The organism is Burkholderia sp. FW306-1C-G01B, assembly GCF_058781685.1.
Map to the genome: position 1 here is coordinate 191,935 of NZ_JBYSWZ010000003.1, position 19,919 is coordinate 211,853.

At 64.7% G+C, this 19,919-nt stretch carries 22 protein-coding genes and 1 pseudogene; 13 read left to right on the forward strand and 10 right to left on the reverse strand.

Features of this window, described 5'->3' with window-relative positions; translation table 11 throughout:
* Window positions 1–51 precede the first annotated feature (51 nt).
* Window positions 52–525: a methyltransferase family protein gene (locus AC3WLY_RS08265; RefSeq protein ID WP_175961814.1), complete on the forward strand. Its 474-nt coding sequence runs from the start codon at window positions 52–54 to the stop codon at window positions 523–525.
* Window positions 526–1,137: 612 nt separating this feature from the next.
* Here the strand turns inward: AC3WLY_RS08265 and AC3WLY_RS08270 are convergent.
* On the reverse strand, window positions 1,138–2,160 hold the full coding sequence (locus AC3WLY_RS08270) for an extracellular catalytic domain type 2 short-chain-length polyhydroxyalkanoate depolymerase (RefSeq protein WP_175961813.1): 1,023 nt from the start codon (window positions 2,158–2,160) through the stop codon (window positions 1,138–1,140).
* Window positions 2,161–2,919: 759 nt separating this feature from the next.
* Between AC3WLY_RS08270 and AC3WLY_RS08275 the strand changes: the two genes are divergently transcribed.
* Entirely contained in the window at window positions 2,920–3,318 is a 399-nt protein-coding gene (locus AC3WLY_RS08275) for a hypothetical protein (protein ID WP_175961812.1), read from the forward strand.
* On the forward strand, window positions 3,315–3,542 hold the full coding sequence (locus AC3WLY_RS08280) for a hypothetical protein (RefSeq protein WP_175961811.1): 228 nt from the start codon (window positions 3,315–3,317) through the stop codon (window positions 3,540–3,542). The genes AC3WLY_RS08275 and AC3WLY_RS08280 overlap by 4 nt, the downstream gene beginning before the upstream one ends.
* 277 nt (window positions 3,543–3,819) lie before the next feature.
* Here AC3WLY_RS08280 and AC3WLY_RS08285 read toward each other — a convergent pair whose 3' ends face one another.
* Window positions 3,820–4,833 carry a LysR family transcriptional regulator gene (locus tag AC3WLY_RS08285; RefSeq protein ID WP_492310545.1) on the reverse strand — a complete coding sequence of 338 codons (1,014 nt, stop codon included), beginning with the start codon at window positions 4,831–4,833 and terminating at the stop codon, window positions 3,820–3,822.
* A 105-nt stretch (window positions 4,834–4,938) separates the two neighbouring features.
* On the opposite strand from AC3WLY_RS08285, the gene AC3WLY_RS08290 reads away from it, so the two are divergent.
* The 4 genes from AC3WLY_RS08290 to AC3WLY_RS08305 all read left to right on the forward strand — a co-directional run bounded on the left by AC3WLY_RS08290 (window position 4,939) and on the right by AC3WLY_RS08305 (window position 7,307).
* On the forward strand, window positions 4,939–5,673 hold the full coding sequence (locus AC3WLY_RS08290; RefSeq protein ID WP_425131953.1) for an SDR family NAD(P)-dependent oxidoreductase: 735 nt from the start codon (window positions 4,939–4,941) through the stop codon (window positions 5,671–5,673).
* A 12-nt stretch (window positions 5,674–5,685) separates the two neighbouring features.
* Window positions 5,686–6,453, forward strand: a complete 768-nt coding sequence (locus AC3WLY_RS08295; RefSeq protein WP_204420804.1) for an SDR family NAD(P)-dependent oxidoreductase — start codon at window positions 5,686–5,688, stop codon at window positions 6,451–6,453.
* 28 nt (window positions 6,454–6,481) lie between these two features.
* Window positions 6,482–7,081, forward strand: coding sequence for an NADPH-dependent F420 reductase (locus AC3WLY_RS08300; RefSeq protein ID WP_175961807.1), 600 nt, complete (start codon window positions 6,482–6,484; stop codon window positions 7,079–7,081).
* Between the two features lie 97 nt (window positions 7,082–7,178).
* On the forward strand, window positions 7,179–7,307 hold the full coding sequence (locus AC3WLY_RS08305; RefSeq protein ID WP_492310544.1) for a hypothetical protein: 129 nt from the start codon (window positions 7,179–7,181) through the stop codon (window positions 7,305–7,307).
* Window positions 7,308–7,329: 22 nt separating this feature from the next.
* Here AC3WLY_RS08305 and moaD read toward each other — a convergent pair whose 3' ends face one another.
* The 5 genes from moaD to fdhD all read right to left on the reverse strand — a co-directional run bounded on the left by moaD (window position 7,330) and on the right by fdhD (window position 11,693).
* Window positions 7,330–7,587: a molybdopterin converting factor subunit 1 gene (moaD, locus tag AC3WLY_RS08310; protein ID WP_131947243.1), complete on the reverse strand. Its 258-nt coding sequence runs from the start codon at window positions 7,585–7,587 to the stop codon at window positions 7,330–7,332.
* Between the two features lie 67 nt (window positions 7,588–7,654).
* On the reverse strand, window positions 7,655–8,239 hold the full coding sequence (locus tag AC3WLY_RS08315; RefSeq protein ID WP_492310543.1) for a molybdenum cofactor biosynthesis protein MoaE: 585 nt from the start codon (window positions 8,237–8,239) through the stop codon (window positions 7,655–7,657).
* Window positions 8,240–8,285: 46 nt separating this feature from the next.
* Window positions 8,286–9,410: a GTP 3',8-cyclase MoaA gene (gene moaA, locus AC3WLY_RS08320; RefSeq protein ID WP_175961805.1), complete on the reverse strand. Its 1,125-nt coding sequence runs from the start codon at window positions 9,408–9,410 to the stop codon at window positions 8,286–8,288.
* Between the two features lie 199 nt (window positions 9,411–9,609).
* The gene (locus AC3WLY_RS08325; protein WP_492310542.1) at window positions 9,610–10,824 is read right to left on the reverse strand and encodes a molybdopterin molybdotransferase MoeA; all 1,215 of its coding nucleotides are present in this window, start codon (window positions 10,822–10,824) and stop codon (window positions 9,610–9,612) included.
* Window positions 10,812–11,693, reverse strand: a complete 882-nt coding sequence (fdhD, locus tag AC3WLY_RS08330) for a formate dehydrogenase accessory sulfurtransferase FdhD (RefSeq protein WP_175961803.1) — start codon at window positions 11,691–11,693, stop codon at window positions 10,812–10,814. The genes AC3WLY_RS08325 and fdhD overlap by 13 nt, the downstream gene beginning before the upstream one ends.
* A gap of 422 nt (window positions 11,694–12,115) precedes the next feature.
* On the opposite strand from fdhD, the gene AC3WLY_RS08335 reads away from it, so the two are divergent.
* The 4 genes from AC3WLY_RS08335 to AC3WLY_RS08350 all read left to right on the forward strand — a co-directional run bounded on the left by AC3WLY_RS08335 (window position 12,116) and on the right by AC3WLY_RS08350 (window position 16,206).
* Window positions 12,116–13,516: a cytochrome ubiquinol oxidase subunit I gene (locus tag AC3WLY_RS08335; RefSeq protein WP_425131957.1), complete on the forward strand. Its 1,401-nt coding sequence runs from the start codon at window positions 12,116–12,118 to the stop codon at window positions 13,514–13,516.
* A gap of 2 nt (window positions 13,517–13,518) precedes the next feature.
* Window positions 13,519–14,526 (forward strand): cytochrome d ubiquinol oxidase subunit II, encoded by a 1,008-nt coding sequence (gene cydB / locus AC3WLY_RS08340; protein WP_072437801.1) that lies wholly within the window; start codon window positions 13,519–13,521, stop codon window positions 14,524–14,526.
* A 163-nt stretch (window positions 14,527–14,689) separates the two neighbouring features.
* Complete coding sequence (locus AC3WLY_RS08345) at window positions 14,690–15,610, forward strand: bestrophin family protein (protein ID WP_492310541.1); 921 nt, start codon at window positions 14,690–14,692, stop codon at window positions 15,608–15,610.
* 209 nt (window positions 15,611–15,819) lie between these two features.
* Window positions 15,820–16,206, forward strand: a complete 387-nt coding sequence (locus tag AC3WLY_RS08350) for a VOC family protein (RefSeq protein ID WP_175961800.1) — start codon at window positions 15,820–15,822, stop codon at window positions 16,204–16,206.
* Between the two features lie 223 nt (window positions 16,207–16,429).
* On the opposite strand, the gene trpS is transcribed toward AC3WLY_RS08350, so the two are convergent.
* The 3 genes and pseudogenes from trpS to AC3WLY_RS08365 form a co-directional block, all read right to left on the reverse strand.
* Complete coding sequence (gene trpS / locus AC3WLY_RS08355) at window positions 16,430–17,443, reverse strand: tryptophan--tRNA ligase (protein ID WP_425131958.1); 1,014 nt, start codon at window positions 17,441–17,443, stop codon at window positions 16,430–16,432.
* 209 nt (window positions 17,444–17,652) lie between these two features.
* A complete protein-coding gene (locus tag AC3WLY_RS08360; RefSeq protein ID WP_425131959.1) occupies window positions 17,653–17,808 on the reverse strand; it encodes a hypothetical protein in 156 nt (51 codons plus the stop codon).
* Between the two features lie 262 nt (window positions 17,809–18,070).
* Window positions 18,071–18,481, reverse strand: a pseudogene (locus tag AC3WLY_RS08365) (HipA N-terminal domain-containing protein); the annotation flags it as partial.
* Window positions 18,482–18,714: 233 nt separating this feature from the next.
* On the opposite strand from AC3WLY_RS08365, the gene AC3WLY_RS08370 reads away from it, so the two are divergent.
* Both AC3WLY_RS08370 and AC3WLY_RS08375 read left to right on the forward strand, forming a co-directional pair.
* Complete coding sequence (locus AC3WLY_RS08370; RefSeq protein ID WP_492310377.1) at window positions 18,715–19,365, forward strand: hypothetical protein; 651 nt, start codon at window positions 18,715–18,717, stop codon at window positions 19,363–19,365.
* 94 nt (window positions 19,366–19,459) lie between these two features.
* Entirely contained in the window at window positions 19,460–19,792 is a 333-nt protein-coding gene (locus AC3WLY_RS08375; RefSeq protein ID WP_072437807.1) for a RebB family R body protein, read from the forward strand.
* Window positions 19,793–19,919 lie beyond the last annotated feature (127 nt).

Genomic DNA, 19,919 nt, shown 5'->3' on the forward strand with positions numbered 1-19,919 from the left:
TCTCCGCCCAGCGGTCGATGCTGGTTTGAGAGCGCAGATTGGAGGATGAACATGGCCGTTGAACCGGATAGCGCGGGTGTCCGCTTCCCTCCGCCCTTCGTCTATTTGGGAGCGCTGCTGTTGGGGCTGGCGGCGGAGCGGTTCATTACCCTGCGCTCTTTCGGCATCGACTGGCGATTGCTGGCCGCGACGGGCGCGCTGCTGTTCATTGTCGGCGCGGCGATGATGCTTGCGGCGGCGGGACTGTTCCGGCGGCTGGGCACCAGCGTTCCGCCGTCGCAGCCAACGACCCACATCGCAACAACCGGTCCCTATCGGTGGACGCGCAATCCCATGTATCTCGGCATGGCGCTCATCTATGCCGGCCTTGCGATCGGCTTTGACGGGCCGATCGCCTTCGCCTTGCTCCCGTTGGTGCTCATCGTGATCCAAACGCAGGTGGTCGCCCGCGAGGAGCGCTATCTCGAAGCGAAGTTCGGCGATGACTACCGCCGCTACAAGGCCGAGGTTCGCCGCTGGCTCTGACTATTCCGCCGCTGCCGCCTGCGGGGCCGCGAAAACAGCATGCCCGGCATGGCCGCGGGCCATCCTGAAGGTTGCGGGCCTGTGTCACGACCAACCGACCGGCCGACTGACCTCTCAGTACAGCCCGAGCGGGAGGACGTGCACATGTCCAAGACCAGAGATACCGAAGCCATAAGAATCTCCGTAGCTGCGAGACCGTTCGCGAATTACATATTGCGAGCGGTGTAACGGAACTCAATGGATAAGAGGTTCGAGGTTCTGGTACTGACCGCATACCCGGAATTGTCGAGACGTGCCAGCGACGCTGCCGACGAACAAAATCATGGACGGAACGTCGCTTAGCTGCGTGCAGCGGACGTTCGAATGTCCGACTCTTTCGCCGGTCGACTGACCGGAACTGGCCGAACCCGGTCGATGCCCGCTCCGACAAACCGCGACTGGCTCAACCCGACCCACAAGCGACGGTCAATCCGCTCCGATGCGGTCGTACAGAGGGCTGTCGTCGCTGCGCGGAAGGATTCGTGAGAATCGCAAATCTCGCCGTGTCCGGATTCTTCTGTATGGCATTGAACTCACCGTGTGAGCACATTCGTGCTCACACGTGCTCGCGCGTTACGGCTTGGAGAGCAGTCGGCCGACCATGGCGTTAACCGCAGTAAGCTGGGAACCCGATTTCACCGCGTAGTCGGGACCCGTATAACCGAACCAGTCCCAGCAACCTTGCGGATTGAACGGGATTGTGGACGCGTTCACCTGCGGATACAGAACGAGGATGTTGTTCGTGTCGGCCCAGTAGTTGTAGTTGGTCTTCTCATAGAAATCGTCGCCAACCACAGCTGCCGACTGCTTGCATCCATGGAATGCGACGTGAACCTTGCACGCCGCTCCCTGATCGCACGACTTAGGCACGTAGACGAATCCCGTGTCCGCCATGCCGGTCGCAGATGCTGCGAATTCGCGCTGACTGAACGGCACGATTCTCCCGGTCAGGCTCTTCGCTGGCGGCTTTAATGGACCGTAGATGTACTGCAGCAACGCGCCGGCCTGGTCGTACCTCTGCTTGTCGACCTCGCAGTGGCTGATGTATGGAGGCGCATTGTCAGCACACACGTTGCCGAACGACGGTGTAATGAATGCGTGACCAGCCGGCACGTTATTCACGTACTTCAGGTTCGACGCAGGGACGCCGGCCTCCTTGAAGAACGACACTGTCGAGTCGACTGCCTGCTGGTAGACAACTGTGTCTTTCGTTCCGCTGAACACGTAGATCCGCGCCTTCTGAAGGTTCGATAGCGGGTCGATCTGATTCAGCGAAGCAAAGCCTGCGGCGGCGGTTACCATCAGCGTCGAGTTCGGCGGAACGAACGGTACCTGCCCCATGCAGATCGAGGCGTTAAACAAGCTCCCTGCCGCGCAGTAGTACGGACCGCCGGCGACCACGCCAGCCCCGACTACGGAACCGGAGTACGCGACCTGGTACTGGACCGCCATGAAGGCGCCCGACGACAGGCCGGACACCGACGTCTGCGACGGGTCACCGTGGTACGACGGCAGCGCATCAGCGGCCAGCGCGGCATGGGTCAGGGCAGCAGCGAGCGCGAGAGCGGTAATGGCGAGGCGAGGATGCAATTTCATCGTGATACCTCCTGTGGCATAGCGAATGAAACGGACGTCGAGCGAAAGGACGACTTGCCGAGAAACCTTGCCGTTCGTCGCGGCTGTGCAATGCGCTCGGCCCGGTACGTTGCGTACGCGGTCACGCATCCTGCACGAAGGGCTGCAACCTCGATCGGACCGACAACAGCCGCCGCGGCGACCACGATATAGGCGACACATCGATGGCCGATTTCCGCGGCTCCGTCACCGTCATGCCGCCACTGTGCCGATCTGGCGCGTTTGAGGACTTGAGTGGGGTGCGGAATTCGTATGATGAAGCATCATCGACGTAAAAAACCGTCAACCCCGCATTCTTTTTTTGTGTGTGAGATTTGCAACGTCGTCGTATTACTACCACCCGGGGCATCCAGGCGTCTTCGATTGCGGCGCAACGCAATCGACGGTTTTGTACCGTTTTGCATGCATACTCGACCGGCTCTTGTTGGCTGAACCCGGTCGGTGCCCGCTCCGACAAACCGCGACTGGCTCAACCCGACCCTGAACAGACAGTCGAACTCGCGATATCGCGATGACCGTCTTCATACCGCAATCAGTCGTTAAATTTTCGCTATACATCGCAGTAACAAAATCCGACCGAATGAGTGAATTTTACGTTTGTGCAATAACGCACGGACAATTCACGAATTTTGCTAGGGTATTCCTTAGTGCGAACTTGCTAAAAATGTCTATTGTTGCAAAGGTAATCCAAGTCGAAATTACTTTCCCGGACGGAAATCTATGCTGCGGGAATGGTACATCGGTTTGACTATCGCAGATGGATGCCGACGCCCCACTCTGGAGGAAATTTTGAAAGAACAACATACGTTCAGCTATCCTGCATCCAGTCTGTATGCCGGGCCCGAGTTCGAAGAGTATTGCATTAGCGAACAAAAGTACCTACCGGCAACGAGGGACCGCACACCATGCCTTTCATGTCCGCTTTCCAACCTTTGTCAGGCGGGATTCGATGAACAGGTCCGGCGCTTGCAAAAAGGAGAAAACCCAAGCCTTACCGAAGGTTGTGCGTTTGACCCCAAAGCCTTGACACCACAGGCACTACTCGAAAACCTTACGCACGAGCAGAAGGCGTTTGTTATTTCCAAGATCCCTACGTTTAAACAATCGGAGCCATTATGAGCCAAAATATCGTTGCGTTGCAATTGGAAGCAAAGAAGCAATTGGCGCAGAAAGCTGACCTCCAATCAAAGCAACAGCTCGAAGCAAAGAAGCAATTGGCGCAAAAAGCCGACTTGGTATCGAGACAGCAGTTGGAATCGAAGAAGCAGTTGGGGCAGAAAGCTGACCTTCTATCAAGGCAACAGCTCGAAGCAAAAAAACAACTGGCTCAGCGTTCTGAGTGATTGCTATCGACCAACTCGAGAAGGCGTACCCGTTACAGTCAAGCTGTGCGGTGCGCCTTTCGACATTCAAGCGTCCCCATCTGGCAGGTTCCAGAGCGAACCAGCCGTCTGAACGACAGCTCTGCGGAATCGACGGGTTGAATCCGGAGCCGACCGCCGCCCGATGCAGTCGGCCGAATCCGCCACCCGTTTCCGCCGGTTGATTCTCAAGGATCCGACCGGCTCGATTCTGAGTATTGCTGCCATCGAAGATTCCAGAAAGCGGACTTCCGGCCATCTACTTTGCGGACGTCCGCCGAGGAGCGACAGGCCGTACTGGTTGCTCCTCAGGATTGGCGGGCTTTCTGGCTTTTTTAGTTTTGTGCAAGACCGGGCTCTGGGTAGCATCCTTCGGGCAGCTCTGGCGATCGCCTAGACGCTCAACGAGTCGTGCCTCGCATTCGGAAATCGAGTACCCGCGCCGCAGCGAGATCATGAAGGTGAGAGGACGCATGTGCCATGCGCGCCGTTGGAGTTCGACAAGTGTTCCCTTCGCGAGGTCTTCATCGACCATATGGCGCGGCATGTGGCCCCAGCACAAGCCACCCCTGAGCAGATCGTGCTTCGCGCCGAGGTCATTTACCCACCACTGGCGTTCACTGGCGACCCCCTGTTGTGTCTTTTCCGCATCGGGCTGATTGTCCGTTACAACAAGCTGGATGTGCCGGCCAAATTCCTCCCGCGGGATTGGCCCCGCGATCGAGGCCAGCGGATGCGATGGTGCACAGACGGTCACCATTTGCGAGTCGCATAGATGCTGCCTTTCTATGGTGCCGGGGCTCAGCTCCGGCACGTCCGTGATCGTCACCGCCAATGCGCACGTGCCTTCGAGAACCAAACGTTCGCCGCCCTGCATGGTTGTCATGCGCAGATTGATTGCAACCGTCGGAAAGTCCGCCTGCAAGGTGCGCAGGCATTCGATCAGGTGCGCACGTGGGAAATAGGTATCCACGGCAACCGAGACCTGCGGGACTCCGGCTTCGGCAATCGCAACCGCACGCATCTTCATTTCCTCGGTGCGTGAGATTACCCCGCGCGCGTCAGGCAGGAGGCTGCGGCCCGCGGCCGTCAGCGTCGCTTTGCGAGTGTTGCGCTCGAACAGCACCACATCAAAGGCGCTCTCGAGTGAGCTGATCGCATGACTGATCGCGGACTGGGCACGCCTTAGCTGCCGTGCCGCTCCGGAAAAGCTTCCCTGGTCACACACGGCGACGAATGCCCGAAGTTGATTGATGGTGACGTTGTCCAACATATTTATCTAGAAAGTAGATGGTATTTATAGATATTCAGTCAATTGGCTTTATGAATCAAGGGCCTCAGAATCGGTTTGTCGCTTTTGTTTCGAAGGATGCAGGGCATGAACAGACTGAATGGAAAGACCGCGGTGATCACCGGTGGCGCTACCGGCATCGGCCGCGCCGCGGCAAAGCGCTTCATAGAGGAGGGCGCCTTCGTCTTCATCTTCGGCCGCCGGCAGGAAGCACTCGACGCCGCCGTGGCCGACCTCGGGCCCAACGCCCGCGCAGTGAATGGCTCGGTCTCCGACCTGGCCGACCTCGACCGGCTCTACGCGGCGGTGAAGGCCGAGCGCGGAACCCTTGACGTCGTCTTCGCCAATGCCGGGGCGGGAAGCCAGCTGCCACTCGGCCAGATTACCGCCGGGCACATCGACGAAATCTTCGACACCAACGTGAAGGGTTCGATCTTCACGGTCCAGAAGGCGCTGCCTCTGATGGGCCAGGGCGGTTCGATCATCCTGACCGGATCGAGCGCCGGCACCACGGGCGCCCCGGCATTCAGCGCCTACAGCGCGAGCAAGGCGGCCGTGCGCAACCTCGCACGGACCTGGGCAGAGGACCTGAAGGGCACCGGTATCCGGGTGAACGTGCTGTCCCCTGGGCCGACTGCGACCGAACTCGCGAAGGAAGCGCTAGGCGAGGAAGGCATGAAGGTCTTCGCTTCGCTCAATCCGCTCCAGCGTATGGCCGATCCGGCTGAGATCGGGGCGGTGGCCGCCTTTCTTGCGTCGTCGGACAGCAGCTTCATGACCGCCAGCGAGGTCGCCGTTGACGGTGGCCTCGCACAACTCTGAGGAAATAAACGAATGACACAATCTCTAAAGGGCAAAACAGCTCTCGTTACCGGGGCATCGCGGGGCATTGGCCGCGCCATCGCCGAACGTCTTGCAAAGGACGGCGCGTTGGTCGCGCTGACCTACAATGCCAGCAAATCCGGCGCAGACGAGGCGGTCGCGGCCATCGAGAAAGCGGGCGGCACCGCGTTCGCGATCCATGCGGATCTCGTCGACCCGGCGACCGTCCCGGCCTTGTTCGAGAGACTTGACGACGAGTTCACCCGGCGCAACGGAAGCAAGGCCCTCGACATTCTGGTCAACAACGCCGGCAATTCCGGCTGGGTTGGCTTCAAGGACGCGACGCCGGAGAGTTGGGACACCCTGATGGCGGTCTACGCCCGCGCGCCCTTCTTCATCATTCAGGCCGCTCTCGATCGTCTCGCCGATGGTGGACGCATCATCAACATTTCTTCCGCTGCCGCAACGAAGCCCGTGACGGCTGCGCCCGTCTACTCGATGGCGAAAGCGGCCATCAACACCCTGACCCATACGCTCGCAATCGAGCTGGGGCCGCGTGGCATCACCGCGAACGCCGTGGCGCCGGGCTACACGCGAACGGATGCGAACGCAGCCTTGCGGGAGAACCCCGAACTCGTCAAGGCGCTCGAGGCCCAAATCGCGCTGGGACGCTGTGGCGAGCCTTCGGAAATCGCCGCCGTCGTGGCGTTCCTGGCTTCCGATGATGGCCATTGGGTGACCGGCCAGACGATCGAAGCGAGCGGCGGCTACAAGCTCTGACCGCACCAAAAAACCGAAGGAGAAACTCTTGAGCTACGCAATCATCGGCTTCGGCAAGATCGGCCAGGCGCTGGCCAGGGCGTTCGCCCGCAACGGTATCGAAGTGGCCGTTGCAACCACGCGCGACCCGAAAAGCTTTGCAGCCGAGGCAGCCGCGATCGGACCCACGATTATTCCCAAAACCCTGACTGAAGCCGTCAAGGCGGACATCATCTTTCTGGCAGTTCGTTTCGAGTCGCACCCGGAGGTCGCAAAAGCACTGCCCGACTGGACGGGGAAGACCATCGTCGACGCGATGAACACGCAGGCCCCGCTTGAGGAACTGAGCGGTCTCCCGTCCTCTGCTTTTGTCGCGAAGGTGTTCACCGGAGCAAGGCTGGTGAAAGGCTTCAACCATCTGGTCGCGGCCGTCCTTGATCAGGATCCGGCCGTCCACGGCGGCAGGAGAGTCGTGTTTCTCGCGAGCGACGATGACGGCGCCGCAGCGAAGATTGGCGAGCTTGCGGAAAATCTCGGTTTCGCGCCAATCGAACTTGGCGGGCTTTCGGAAGGTGGACTGCTTGTGCATGCGCGCGGGAAAAGCTGGGGTCGGCTGATCTTCAAGGACTTGATCAAGTTCGACCGATGACAACGGCTTCCGGCCATTTCGCCGAGTCGAATGGCCGATTACCGGTGCGGACTCAACCCGTCGATGCAGCGGCCCCGTGATCACGGCCTCCGGGAGCATGAACGCCGCGATCCCGGTGAACACGCCGGGCACGCCGAAATCCTTCGGCAGCGCCGCGACGCCGACCGCCCGGCGGTACTTCTCGAAACCCGCGGGCGTGTGCTGCACGGGTCCGTCGTCGTCGTGACGAATTGCGGCCCATCATCATGTCACCCGCCCGTCACCGGCGGGAAAAACGCCACCTCGCTATCTTCCCGCACGACGAAGCCGCCCGTCACCATCTCGAGATTGACGGCCGCCCGCACGGGCCGGTCCATCCGCAGCGCTTCGGCGCTGCGCGCGTCGCGCGCGGCCAGCGTGCTGCGCAGCGCATCGACGGTAAGTTCGCGCGCATCGATCTCGACGATTTCCTCGTCGGTTTCGAGTTGCTCGCGAATGCTTGCAAAGTATTTGATTGTCAGTTTCATCGCGATGTCTTGAATGGAATCGGAGTCGGCGGAATCGGCGGAATCGGAAAACGCGAAGCGGGCGCGGTCATCCCCAGCGCCGCATTGCCTGGTCGTCGTGCGCCTTCGCCTCGACCCAGCCGGATTCGCCGTCGTGCCGGATCTCCTTCTTCCAGAACGGTGCGTGGGTCTTCAGGAAGTCCATCAGGAATTCGCACGCATCGAACGCGGACCCGCGATGCGCGGCAGCCACCACGACCAGCACGACTGCCTGGCCGAGCGGAATGCGCCCGACGCGGTGCACGATCCTGACCGCTTCGAGCCGCCAGCGCGCGCTGGCTTCCTCGACGATGCTCCACAGGGCCTGTTCGGTCATCGTCGGGTAGTGCTCGACCTCGAGCGCGACGACGTCGTCGACGTCGCCTTCGTTACGCACGACACCGAGGAAATTCACGACCGCGCCGACATTCGGATTGCGAACGATCGGTGCAAGCTCGGCACCCGCGTCGATCGCCGAATACTGCACGCGCACTTCGAAGCCGGCGGCAATCGCCGGGGGCGACTCGGTGTGCGGCTCGGTGTGCGGTTCGGTGGCGTCGGCGGAATGGGAATGGCTGCCGGCGCGTAACGGATCGTCCGGCAGCCCGGCGCGGGATTCGGTGAAGCTCGTCATCACGGTTCTCCTGTAGGCGGTGCGCCCTGTATCGCGCGGCGGCCCGTCAGCCGCCGACGAGCGACATGCGCACGGTCGGATAGGTCTTGCCCGGCGCACGAGCCGGCCGCGCGGCCCGGCGCTCGGAATAGCGGTCGTCGCGCCGCGTCCAGCGATCGCGCACGGCGGCGGCGAGCGTGTCGACCGGCGCCGCGTCGTCGAGCCACGGCCGCAGGTCGGTGCCCTGGGTCGCGAACAGACACGTATAAAGCTTGCCGTCGGCCGACACGCGTGCGCGCGAGCAGGTGCCGCAGAACGGATGCGACACGCTCGCGATGAAGCCGACCTCGCCGGCGCCGTCGATGTGCGCGCAACGGATCGCGGTCGCGTCGTGCCCCGGTTCGCCGACCAGCACGAGCGGATAGTGCTCGTCGATCAGCTCGCGCATCCGCGCGGCCGGCACGACCTTGTCGCCGGACCAGAAGCTCGCGCCGCCGACGTCCATGTATTCGATGAAGCGCACGGCCACGCCGCTATGCCGGAAGTGACGCACGAGCGGCAGGATCTGGTCGTCGTTCGCGCCGCGTTCGATCACCGCGTTGACCTTGACCGGCGCGAGCCCGGCCGCATGCGCGGCTTCGATGCCGGCCAGCACGCGCGACACGGGCACGTCGGCGTCGCTCATCCGGCGGAACACCGCGTCGTCGAGCGCATCGAGGCTGACGGTCACGCGCGACAGCCCTGCGTCGCGCAGCGCGCGTGCTTTCGCGGCGAGCAGCGAACCGTTGGTCGTCAGCGCGATTTCGACGGGCTTGCCGTCGACGGTCGTCAGTGCCGCGAGCCGTTCGATCAGCGCCTCGAGATTGCGGCGCAGCAGCGGCTCGCCGCCGGTGATGCGGATTTTTTCGACGCCGAGCGACGTGAACGCGCGTGCGATCTTTTCCAGTTGCGCGAACGACAGCCGCTCGGACGACGGCATGAATGCGTAGCCGGCGCCGAAGCTTTCGCGCGGCATGCAGTAGCCGCAGCGGAAATTGCACTGGTCGATGACGGACAGGCGCAGGTCGCGCAGCGGGCGGCCGAGCGTGTCGGTCGTGCGGGGAAAGGCGCCGGGCGATGCGCCGCCGGAGGAAGCGGCGGCGGCCGGCGCGGCGGAAACGATGGCATTCACGATCGGGTCGTCGGCCTGCATGAAGTAAGCGGAGGGGCGTCGCCGATCGAGCGCGTGCGTGCCGACGTATCGGTGCACAGGTCGTGGCGAGCCTCATCGTGAGCATAGTCCGCCGGACTTTTGCGGCAGGGACACAATCGCGCCCGAATTGCAGGAATACAGTTCGCGGCGCGGGATGCTTCGTGAATGCGCGGCATCGGGCGGCTAATAGGCGTCGCGATCATGCGAGCCAATGCGCGAATTCGTAATACGGTACCGCGTCGCCGCGCGCGATGCGCTTCCCGGCCGGCAGCCGCGCGAGCCCGCTCGCCTGCACGAGCGATTGCAGCGTGCCGGCGCCTTGCTGCCGCAGCGTGTCGAGCACGGCCGAGCCGTCGGCGCCGATGGTGCGGCGCACGCGCACGAAGCGCTCGCGCTGCGCATCCGGCTCGAAGTCGATGTCGATCGGCAGCGACGGCACGATCGGCACGCACGCGTCGCGCCCCTGCAGGCAGCGGATCAGCGGCGCGACGAACAGCGCGAACGCCGTCATCGCGGCGCCCGGATTGCCGGGCAGCAGCACGACGGGCCGCGCGTCGAGCCGCGCGAGCGCGACCGGCTTGCCGGGTTTCATGCGCACGCCGCCGACGACGAACGACGCGCCGAGCACGGCCAGCGCGGGGCGCAGCAGGTCCTTGTCGCCGACCGACGCGCCGCCGACGCAGATCACCAGGTCGCAACACGCGTGCAGGTCGCGCAGCGCGCGATCGATGGCGGGCGCCGTATCGGCCGCATGCAGGCTCATCGCAACGCCGGCACCGGTTCCCGATACCAGCGCGGCGAGCATCGGCGCATTGCTGTTGTAGATTTGCTGCGGCGCACGCGGCTGGCCGCACGCGACGAGTTCGTCGCCGGTCGTCAGGATGCCGACGCGCAGCGCCGGGCGCACGCCGATGCGCGCGAAACCTTGCGCGGCGGCCACGCCGACGTGCATCGCGCCCATCCGTACGCCGGCCGGCACGAGCAGGTCGCCGGCACGCGCTTCCTCGCCCCGGCGGCGGATGTGCGAGCCGCTGCGCTGCGGCGCGTCGAATGCGACCCAGCCGTCCTGTTCGTGCGCATGCTCCTGCATCACGACGGTGTCGGCGCCGGGCGGAATCAGGCTGCCGGTGAAGATGCGTGCGGCCGTGCGCGCGGCCAGCGGCGCGGGCGTGTCGCCCGCATAGCAGCGCTGCGCGACGCGCAGCGGCTCGCCGTGCGCGAGATCCGCGTGACGCACGGCGTAGCCGTCCATCGCACTCTGGTCGGCCGGCGGCTGGTCGAGCACGGCGGTTAGCGGCGCGGCCAGCACGTGGCCGGCCGCGTCCGCGACGGGCACGGAAACGACCGCGTCCAGCGGCGCGAACGCGCCGGCGAAATGCTGCTGCGCGGTGTCGAAATGGATCAGTTGTTGCATGACGAGAGAGCCGGATGCGCTTGCGAAAGCGCCGGTTGGTCGGGATGGGCGGCGTCGGGCGACACGTATTCGACGAAGCCGTCGTTGCGGCAGAAGCCGAGCAGCCGCACGCCGGCTTCGCGGGCGACGTCGATCGCCAGCGACGTCGGCGCCGAGATCGTCGCGATCATCGGGATGCCGACCCGCGCGGCCTTGCGCACCAGTTCGTAGCTCGCGCGGCTCGACAGGAACACGAAACCCGCGTGCAGGTCGGCGCGGCGCCGCGCGAGCCGGCCGATCAGCTTGTCGAGCGCGTTGTGGCGGCCGACGTCCTCGAACACGTCGAGCACGGCGCCGCCGCGGTCGCACCATGCGGCCGCGTGGATGCCGCCCGTCTCGCGCATCAGCGTCTGGTGGGCCGGCAACGCGCGCGCGGCGCGTGCGATCGCGTCGGCGCCGATGCCGGCGGCCGCGCCGGCGGCATCGATGCGCGGCGGGTGCAGATCGAGCTGCGCGATGCTTTCGATCCCGCATACGCCGCAGCCCGTGCGGCCGGCCAGCGCGCGGCGGTGCGCCTTCAGTGCCATGAACGCCTGCTGCGACACGGTGAGCCGCACTTCGGCGCTGCCGGGCCGGCATTCGCTCTCGATGTCGAACACGTCGGACGCGCGCTCGACGATGCCTTCGCTCAGCGCGAAGCCGAGCCCGAACGCGTCGAGGTCGATCGGCGTCGCCATCATGACCGTGTGCGAGATGCCGTTGAACACGAGTGCAACCGGCGTTTCGTCGACGACGCGATCGACGGTGTCGCGCGTTTCGCCGGCACGATGGCGCGTCACATGACACGCGGTGCTGCCGGTCGGATCGTCGCGGCGGGTGCAGGACTCCATGCGTTTTTCTCCAGGCGGATCGGCCGGCGTGCCGGCCGGGCCCGGCGCGTACGCCGGGCGACGGGAATCGATGCCGCCGGGCGGGCGCCGAGGGGCGCGCCGTCGCCGCGGGCAGGCGTTGCATCACATGGTAAGGGCGGTGAACAGCGCGCCGCAGGCACAGCGTCGCAACGCGGAAAGCAGTACAGCTTGCGACGCCCGGCGCCGGTTGTGTCTTTTCCGGACACACATCTTTGCCGGGACGGAAAGCACAGTTTCAGGACGCGTTCGCGCGATTGCGAGTATCGTGGCAAACGCGATATCGTCGTTCACGCTTCGATGCCATGCGAGCGATCGTTTGTGTTCGCATGTGTTGTCGCGAAGCCGTCGCGCGATTTCCTGCTTCGGGCGGACGTTTTCACAATCACGAGCAAATTACGGTCATGGAAATCTTCGATGCGTTCCATCTCGCACGATTGCAATTCGCGTTCACGGTGTCGTTCCACATCGTGTTTCCCGCGATCAGCATCGGCATGGCGAGCTTCCTGGCGGTGCTGGAATGGCGTTATCTCGTCACCGGCGACGCCGCCTACAAATCCATGTTCCAGTTCTGGTCGAAGATCTTCGCGATCGGCTTCGGGATGGGGGTGGTGTCCGGCGTCGTGATGGCATACGAGTTCGGCACGAACTGGGCCGGCTTCTCGCGCGTCGCCGGCAACATCACGGGGCCGCTGCTCACGTATGAAGTGCTGACGGCGTTCTTCCTCGAAGCCGGCTTCCTCGGCGTGATGCTGTTCGGCTGGCAGCGCGTGAGCCCGCGCGCGCACTTCTTCGCGACGCTGATGGTCGCGGTCGGCACGCTGATCTCGACGTTCTGGATTCTCGCGTCGAACAGCTTCATGCAGACGCCGCAGGGCTACAAAATCGAGAACGGCCTCGTCGTGCCGGTCGACTGGTTCAAGATCATCTTCAATCCGTCGTTCCCGTACCGTCTCGTGCACATGACGATCGCGGCGTTCATCGTCGCGGGCTTCATCGTCGCCGCGTGCGGCGCGTGGCACCTGCTGAAGGGGCGCCGCGACGAGCCGGTGAAGCGCAGCTTCTCGATGGCGCTGTGGATGCTGCTGCTGCTCGCGCCGATCCAGATCGTCGTCGGCGACGCGCACGGGCTGAACACGCGCGAATACCAGCCGGCGAAGATCGCGGCGATCGAGGGGCTGTGGGAAACCGAGAAGGGCGGCACCGCGCTGAACCTCGTCGGGCTGCCCGACATGCAGGCCGAAACCACGCGCTATGCGATCCAGGTGCCGCACCTCGGCAGCCTGATCCTTACGCACAGCTGGGATGGCGAAATCCGCGGGCTGAAGGAATTCCCGCCGCAGGACCGCCCGTATTCGCCGATCGTGTTCTGGACGTTCCGGATCATGGCGGGCCTCGGGATGCTGATGCTGCTGACCGCGCTGCTCGGGCTGCTGCTGAGAAAGGGCGGGCGCCTGTATGAAACGCGCTGGTTCCAGTGGTTCGTGGTGGGCATGGGGCCGTCGGGCATCGTCGCGCTGCTGGCCGGCTGGGTCACGACCGAGGTCGGGCGGCAGCCGTGGACCGTGTACGGCGTGCTGCGCACCGTCGATTCGGTCGCGCCGCTCAGCGCGCAGCAGGTCGGCGTGTCGCTGCTGATCTTCGTGGTCGTGTATTTCCTGGTGTTCGGAACGGGTATCTATTACATGATGAAACTGATGAAGCGCGGGCCGGCCGCCCAGGCCGGGTACATCGAGCTGCACCGGCATCCGGGGCTGCGCAAGAGCGCGCTGTCCACGCCGCTGAACGTCACCGAAGCGGAGTAATCATGCAAATCGATCTTCCTGTCGTCTGGGCCGCGATCATCGGCCTCGGCGTGTTCATCTACGTGATGCTGGACGGCTTCGATCTCGGCATCGGCCTGCTGTTCCCGTTCTTCGATGCGAAGTCCGAGCGGCAAGTGATGCTCGACACCGTCGCGCCGGTGTGGGACGGCAACGAGACGTTCCTGGTGCTCGGCGGCGCGGGGCTCTATGGCGCGTTCCCGGTCGTGTATTCGACGCTGCTGCCCGCGAATTACCTGCCGCTGGTGCTGATGCTGGTCGGGCTGATCTTCCGCGGCGCGGCGTTCGAACTGCGCGCGAAGGCGACCCGCACGCAACACATGTGGGATCTCGCGTTCATCGGCGGCTCCGCGCTCGCGGCGTTCTGCCAGGGGATCGTGCTCGGTTCGCTGCTGCAGGGCATCAAGATCGAGAACAACCAGTTCGCGGGCGGGCCGTTCGACTGGCTGTCGCCGTTCAGCCTGCTCTGCGGGATCGGCGTGCTCGTCACGTATGCGACGCTCGGCTGCGGCTGGCTGATCCTGAAGGTCGACGGCGAACTGCAGCGCAAGATGCGGCTGCTGATGAAGCCGCTCGCGGGCGTGTTGCTCGCCGTGATGGCCGTCGTCAGCCTGTGGACCGTGATCGGGCTGCCGGCCGTCGCGCACCGCTGGTTCGGCAGCGGCAACCTCGGCTGGTTCCTGCCGGTGCCGGTCCTCGTCGTCGCGTGCGTGTGGGGCATCTTCCACACGGTGAAGCGCCAGCACGAGGCCACGCCGTTCCTGCTGACGCTCGCACTCGTGTTCCTCGGCTACACGGGGCTCGTGATCAGCATCTGGCCGAACATCGTGCCGCCGTCGCTGACGATCTGGGACGCGTCGTCGAGCCATTCGAGCCAGCTGTTCGCGCTCGTCGGCACGGTGATCGTGCTGCCGATCATCCTCGTGTACAACGCGATGCAGTACCGCGTGTTCCGCGGCAAGGTGCGCGAGGGCGACATCGGCTATCACTGAGCGGCGCGCGATGTGACGGGGCGCGGCGGGCGTGCGCGTATCATCGCGCGCAGCGCGGCCCCGGCACGTCCCCTGCCCGAAAGCGGCCCGCCACGCGCGGGCCGTTGCGCATCGGGTGCGGGCGTTGCGTGTTGCGTATTCCTTTGTCAGTCGAGAAACAATCATGATCGTCAGACCACGACAAAACTGGCTCAGGATGCTGTTCGTCTGGAACGGCTCCGTGCTGCAATCGATCATTCCGCAACTGGTGTTCATGGCGATCGTCAGCACGCTGGCGGTCTTCACGAACGGGCGCATCTTCGGCGAGAAGATTCCGCTCAACACCGCGCCGTTCACGCTGTTCGGGCTCGCGCTCGCGATCTTCCTCGCGTTTCGCAACAACGCGAGCTTCGAGCGCTTCAAGGAGGCGCGGCATCTGTGGGGCAACCTGCTGATCGCGGCGCGCAACGTGACGTCGCAACTGAATCGCTACCTGCCCGACAGCGTCGGCGATACCGAGCGCAACCGGCTCGCCGATCTGCTGATCGCGTTCACGTATGCGCTGAAGCATCAGCTGCGCCATACCGATCCGACCGAAGACCTGCAGCGCATCCTCGGCGCGGAGCGTGCCGGCGCGCTCGCACGCAAATGCTTCAAGCCGGTCGCGATCCTCGACGAGCTGCGCGGCGGCATTGTCCGCGCGCTGGGCCGCGCGCCCGGCAGCGACGCGACGTGCTGGATGTTCGAGACGCAGCTCGACGAACTGGGCAAGTCGGTGGGTGGTTGCGAGCGCATCCTGTCGACGCCGATCCCGTTCTCGTACAGCGTGCTGTTGCATCGCACCGTGTATGCGTACTGCGTGCTGCTGCCGTTCGGCCTCGTCGATTCGACGGAGTTCTTCACGCCGTTGATCTGCGTGTTCATCTCGTACACGCTGATCGCACTCGAAGCGATCGCGAACGAGGTCGCCGAACCGTTCGGCCTCGCGCCGAATGCGCTCGCGCTCGATGCGATGACGCGCACGATCGAGCGGTCGGTGCTCGAACTGGGCGACCGCGCGATGCCGGAGGAATTCGAGCCGGCATCGACGTACCAGATCACGTAAGCGGGCGCGCGCAACGCGTCGGTTATCCGGCTGGCCTACGCGGTGATCGGCGACGACTTCGGCGGCTGCCTGCACAAGCGGATCGACGGCGGTTATGCGTTTGTCATCGATTTCGACGAAGAATAGCGGCACGGGCGTTGCCTGTTATCGACGATGCAGCGTGACCGTACGAACGGCGATTGCCGATTGCCGCTTCAGGAGGGATTGAAATGCGAATCTACGTGACGAGTATTTTTGTCGACGATCAGGACAAGGCGTTGACGTTCTATACCGACAAGCTCGGCTTCAGGCTGAAGAACAACATCCCGGTGGGCGACTACCGCTGGCTGACCGTCGTGTCGAAGGACCAGCCGGACGGCACCGAGCTGTTGCTCGAGCCGAGCAACCATCGTGCGGCCGGACCTTACAAACAGGCGCTGTATGAAGACGGCATTCCGGCGGCTTCGTTCCAGGTCGACGATCTCGATGGCGAGTTCGCGCGGCTCACGGCGCATGGTGTTCACTTCACGCTGGAGCCGATGGACGCGGGGCCCGTACGCGTCGCCGTGATCGACGATACGTGCGGGAACCTCATTCAACTGATGCAGATGAAGTAACGCGTTGCGCGGGCCTGATCAGCCGGCCGATCGTTTCCGCTGGCCTCATGGTGTCGCGGGCGGGCGTGGCTGACGGGGAAACGATAGCGGGTGCGAACGGGCATGACGGCGCCGATCGGTGGCTGACCGCCTGCGGGGCGGCCTTGCGCCGTCCGGAGCCTGACAAGCCGCTCCGGCTTTCCGCCGCGCATCGTCCTCGCACCGCGTTTGCCGCCTGCGCCGCTCAATCGAAATACGTGAGCCCCAGCGCGCCCTTCACCTCCGCGAGCGTCGCACCCGCGACTTCCCGCGCGTGCAACGTGCCGCGCTTCAGGATCGCCATTACCTCGGCCTTGTCGGCCTCGAACTCGCGGCGGCGCGTGCGGATCGGCTCGATCAGTGCCTGCAGCCGTTCGTTCAGCACGCGCTTGACGACGCTGTCGCCGAGCCCGCCGCGCCGATAGTGCGCCTTCAGCTCGTCGACCTTCTGCACGTCCGGCTCGAACGCGTCGAGGAACGTGAACACGACGTTGCCCTCGATCTGGCCGGGGTCGCTCACGCGCAGGTGGTTCGGGTCTGTATACATGTCCTTCACCGCCTGCGCGATCTCGTCCGGCGTCGCGCCGAGCGTGATCGCGTTGCCGAGCGACTTGCTCATCTTCGCCTTGCCGTCGATGCCCGGCAGCCGCGTGACCGACGACAGCACGGCCTCGCATTCGACCAGCACCGGCTGCTCGACGGTCGCGTTGAAGCGGCGAACGAGTTCGTTGGTCTGCTCGATCATCGGCAACTGATCGTCGCCGACGGGTACGTGCGTCGCCTTGAACGCAGTGATGTCGGCGGCCTGGCTCACCGGGTAGGTCAGGAAGCCGGCCGGGATGTCGCGCTCGAAGCCGCGCAGGCGGATCTCTTCCTTGATGGTCGGATTGCGTTCGAGGCGCGCGACCGTGACGAGGTTGAGCAGGTATTGCGACAGCTCGGCGAGTTCGGGTACCTGCGACTGCACGACGATCGTCGAGATCGCCGGATCGATGCCGACGGCGAGATAGTCGAGCGCGACCTCGATCACGTTCTCGGTGACGCGCTGGCGGCGGCCCATGTTGTCGGTCAGCGCCTGCGTATCGGCGAGCAGCAGGAATTGCCGCGCTTCGTGCTGCATCTGCACGCGCGCGCGCAGCGAGCCGATGTAGTGGCCGAGATGCAGCGGGCCGGTCGTGCGGTCGCCGGTGAGGATGGTCGGGCGGTTCGGGTGGGTCATGGTGGTCGTTGGCTCCGGGTTGTCGAAGCCGCCAGCCATGATGTCGGCGCAGAAACGCAAATGCCGCCATGGCTGGCGGCATCACGTTTGGGACATGCAAAAGGAAACGGGCCGCCTGGGTCAGGCGCGCCACCAGCAACGCAGGTTCGGCAGGGCAGGTTTGGTTTCCATCTCGAAAGTATAACGCAGCGCGGGGACGGCCATGCGCGTCAGCGCAACACCGATTCCATCGCGAGGTACGCGGTTTCGGCGGACGGCCACAGCAGGTACAGCAGGCCGGCCATCAGCAGCAGCGCGCCCGCGCGCACCAGCGGCGTGCGGTCTTTGTTGCGCGGGGAGGGGATGGGCGGATTCGGTTTCTTCATGCTTGCAGGCGCGCGATGCGCCACTCCAACGGTTACTGCAACGGGTCGAGCGGGGCGACGCCGGGGTGTTGCGGGGTTCAACGGGGGCTGGGGCGCGGTTGGCGCACCGAGTTGCCTGGGCGCGACTGCGGGGTTGACCGATCGCGGGGCATTAAAAAGGGACGGTTGAACGTCCTGTGGCTGCCGTCCATGCCGAGGCGACGGGCATCCTACCAGTTCGGCAGTCCGGCCACAGTCAAGAATTGTCGGGGATGGGCGCGGCCGTCGGCTCGCTGCCCATCTGCTCGAAAAGCGCGTAGCCCGGCGTCGTCGCGCAACATCAACAGCAGCTTCTGCCGTGCGTCGGCCAGTGACACACTCTTCGGCGCGGTCTTCAGCGCGCACTCGGGCATCGCCTGGATGCGGCGTTCAAGCTCGTCGAGTGAAAGTGGCTGCGTGCTGCCGCCGCTTCCCGCTCGCCTTCGGCGAGCAGCGTGAGCGCGCCGGCCGATTCGCGTCCGAAGTATGCGAGCAGGCTCCAGGCGTAGCCTGCGTCTCCTTTCGCCTCGCGCGCGAGCGACATGCGCCTCCCTTCCTCGGGCAGCAGATGGTCGAAGAACCGCTGGACCGGGCGATCGGTCGACGTATCGATGCACGCTTCCACGCGCAGCCCGAACGTCGGCGACATCCGGTACCCGACGCACGCAGCCGGCGCGAGCCGGCGACCGACTTCACAGACCCGTCGCACGGTTCGTCCCTGCAGCAGTCCTGCCGAAATTTCCGGCAAGGCCGTCGCGCATCCATTTCCCGGAGAACACCATGCGATATCCATTGCAGCACGTCGACCAAGGCGCGTCGGCGCCGCGTCCATCCGAACCCGAACCGCACGCACCGGCGCCGCGGGCGGACATCGAGGAGGTGTGAGTCATGAGCAGCGAAGCACTCGACCCCCTGCTGAGGCAGTTCGCAGAGAAGCGCTTGGGACGGCCCCTCGAGCCGGGCGAAGAACAGGCGCTGCTGGAGCGGCTGCCGGGCAGGCACGGGAACCAGCCGGCGCCGGTTCCCGGCACGGCCACGCAGGCGAGCGCCGCGAACCCGCCGTTGCCGCGGTTGAAAACCCGGCAGGAGGCGCGCGAGCAGGTCAAGCATTTTTTGCAGCTCAACCAGCAGAAAGCGTACGAGAAGATGCGCGGCATCCTGCAGACGATCGACGCGCAGAACGAGACGACCCTCGGCATGCTGGCGTCGGAACAGCAGAAAGTGTCCGGCGTACTCGACGCGCACGAGCCGCCGGGCGACGCGCAGGCATCCGGCACGGCGGACATCCAGGACAGCACCCGCCAGGCGCTGGCGATGATCGGCGAACAGCTGACGGGCCTCATCCGGCAGGAAATCGAAGCCTGCTTCCGGCAATACGTCGATTCGCTCGCCGACCGGCTCGCCGTACGGCTCGACGCGATAGACGGCCGGCTGCAAAGCGTCGGCGCCGGTCCGACCGAACGGTCCGAACCGACCGCGCCGGGTGCTGCCGCCACCGCCGCCGTTCACGATACCGCCGGCCCAGCGTCCATGGAGTAGCACGCGGGTCATGCGGCTGAAGTCGAGCGGCTGAATGCGAAACCGGCCGGCCCCGATGTGCGATCTCTCAACTACGTGAATCAAGGAGCAAAAAATGAGTGATAAGTGTCAAGTGTGCCAGGTCAATCCTGCGATTACCGATGCCGTCACGCAGGTCAACGTCAAGGTGGTCGCCGAGGCGCCGGCAATGGCGATGGGCTCGCTGTACCAGGCCCAGAGCCATTCGCTCAGCATCCTGTTCGAGAACGCGGTGCAGCAGCAGTCGCAGGCCGCGATCCAGTCGCAGACGTCGACGAACGTGGGGACGATGCAGCTCTACACGATCGGGCCGGAAAGCGCGGGTGCGGCCGCCACGGAAATCGGCTCGAACGGGATCATCTCCCTGCTGGCCGACGTGATCGCGATTGGCAAGGCGGTGACCCCCTAAGGGGTCAACGCCGTGGTCGAGCGGCGGCGCAAGCGGCACGAGCCGCTGATGCCGCCGCCGTGCCGCGGATCCGCAGCACGGCCGCCGGCGCCTGAACAGCGGTGCCGCGCGGTGTTCCGGAGCAACC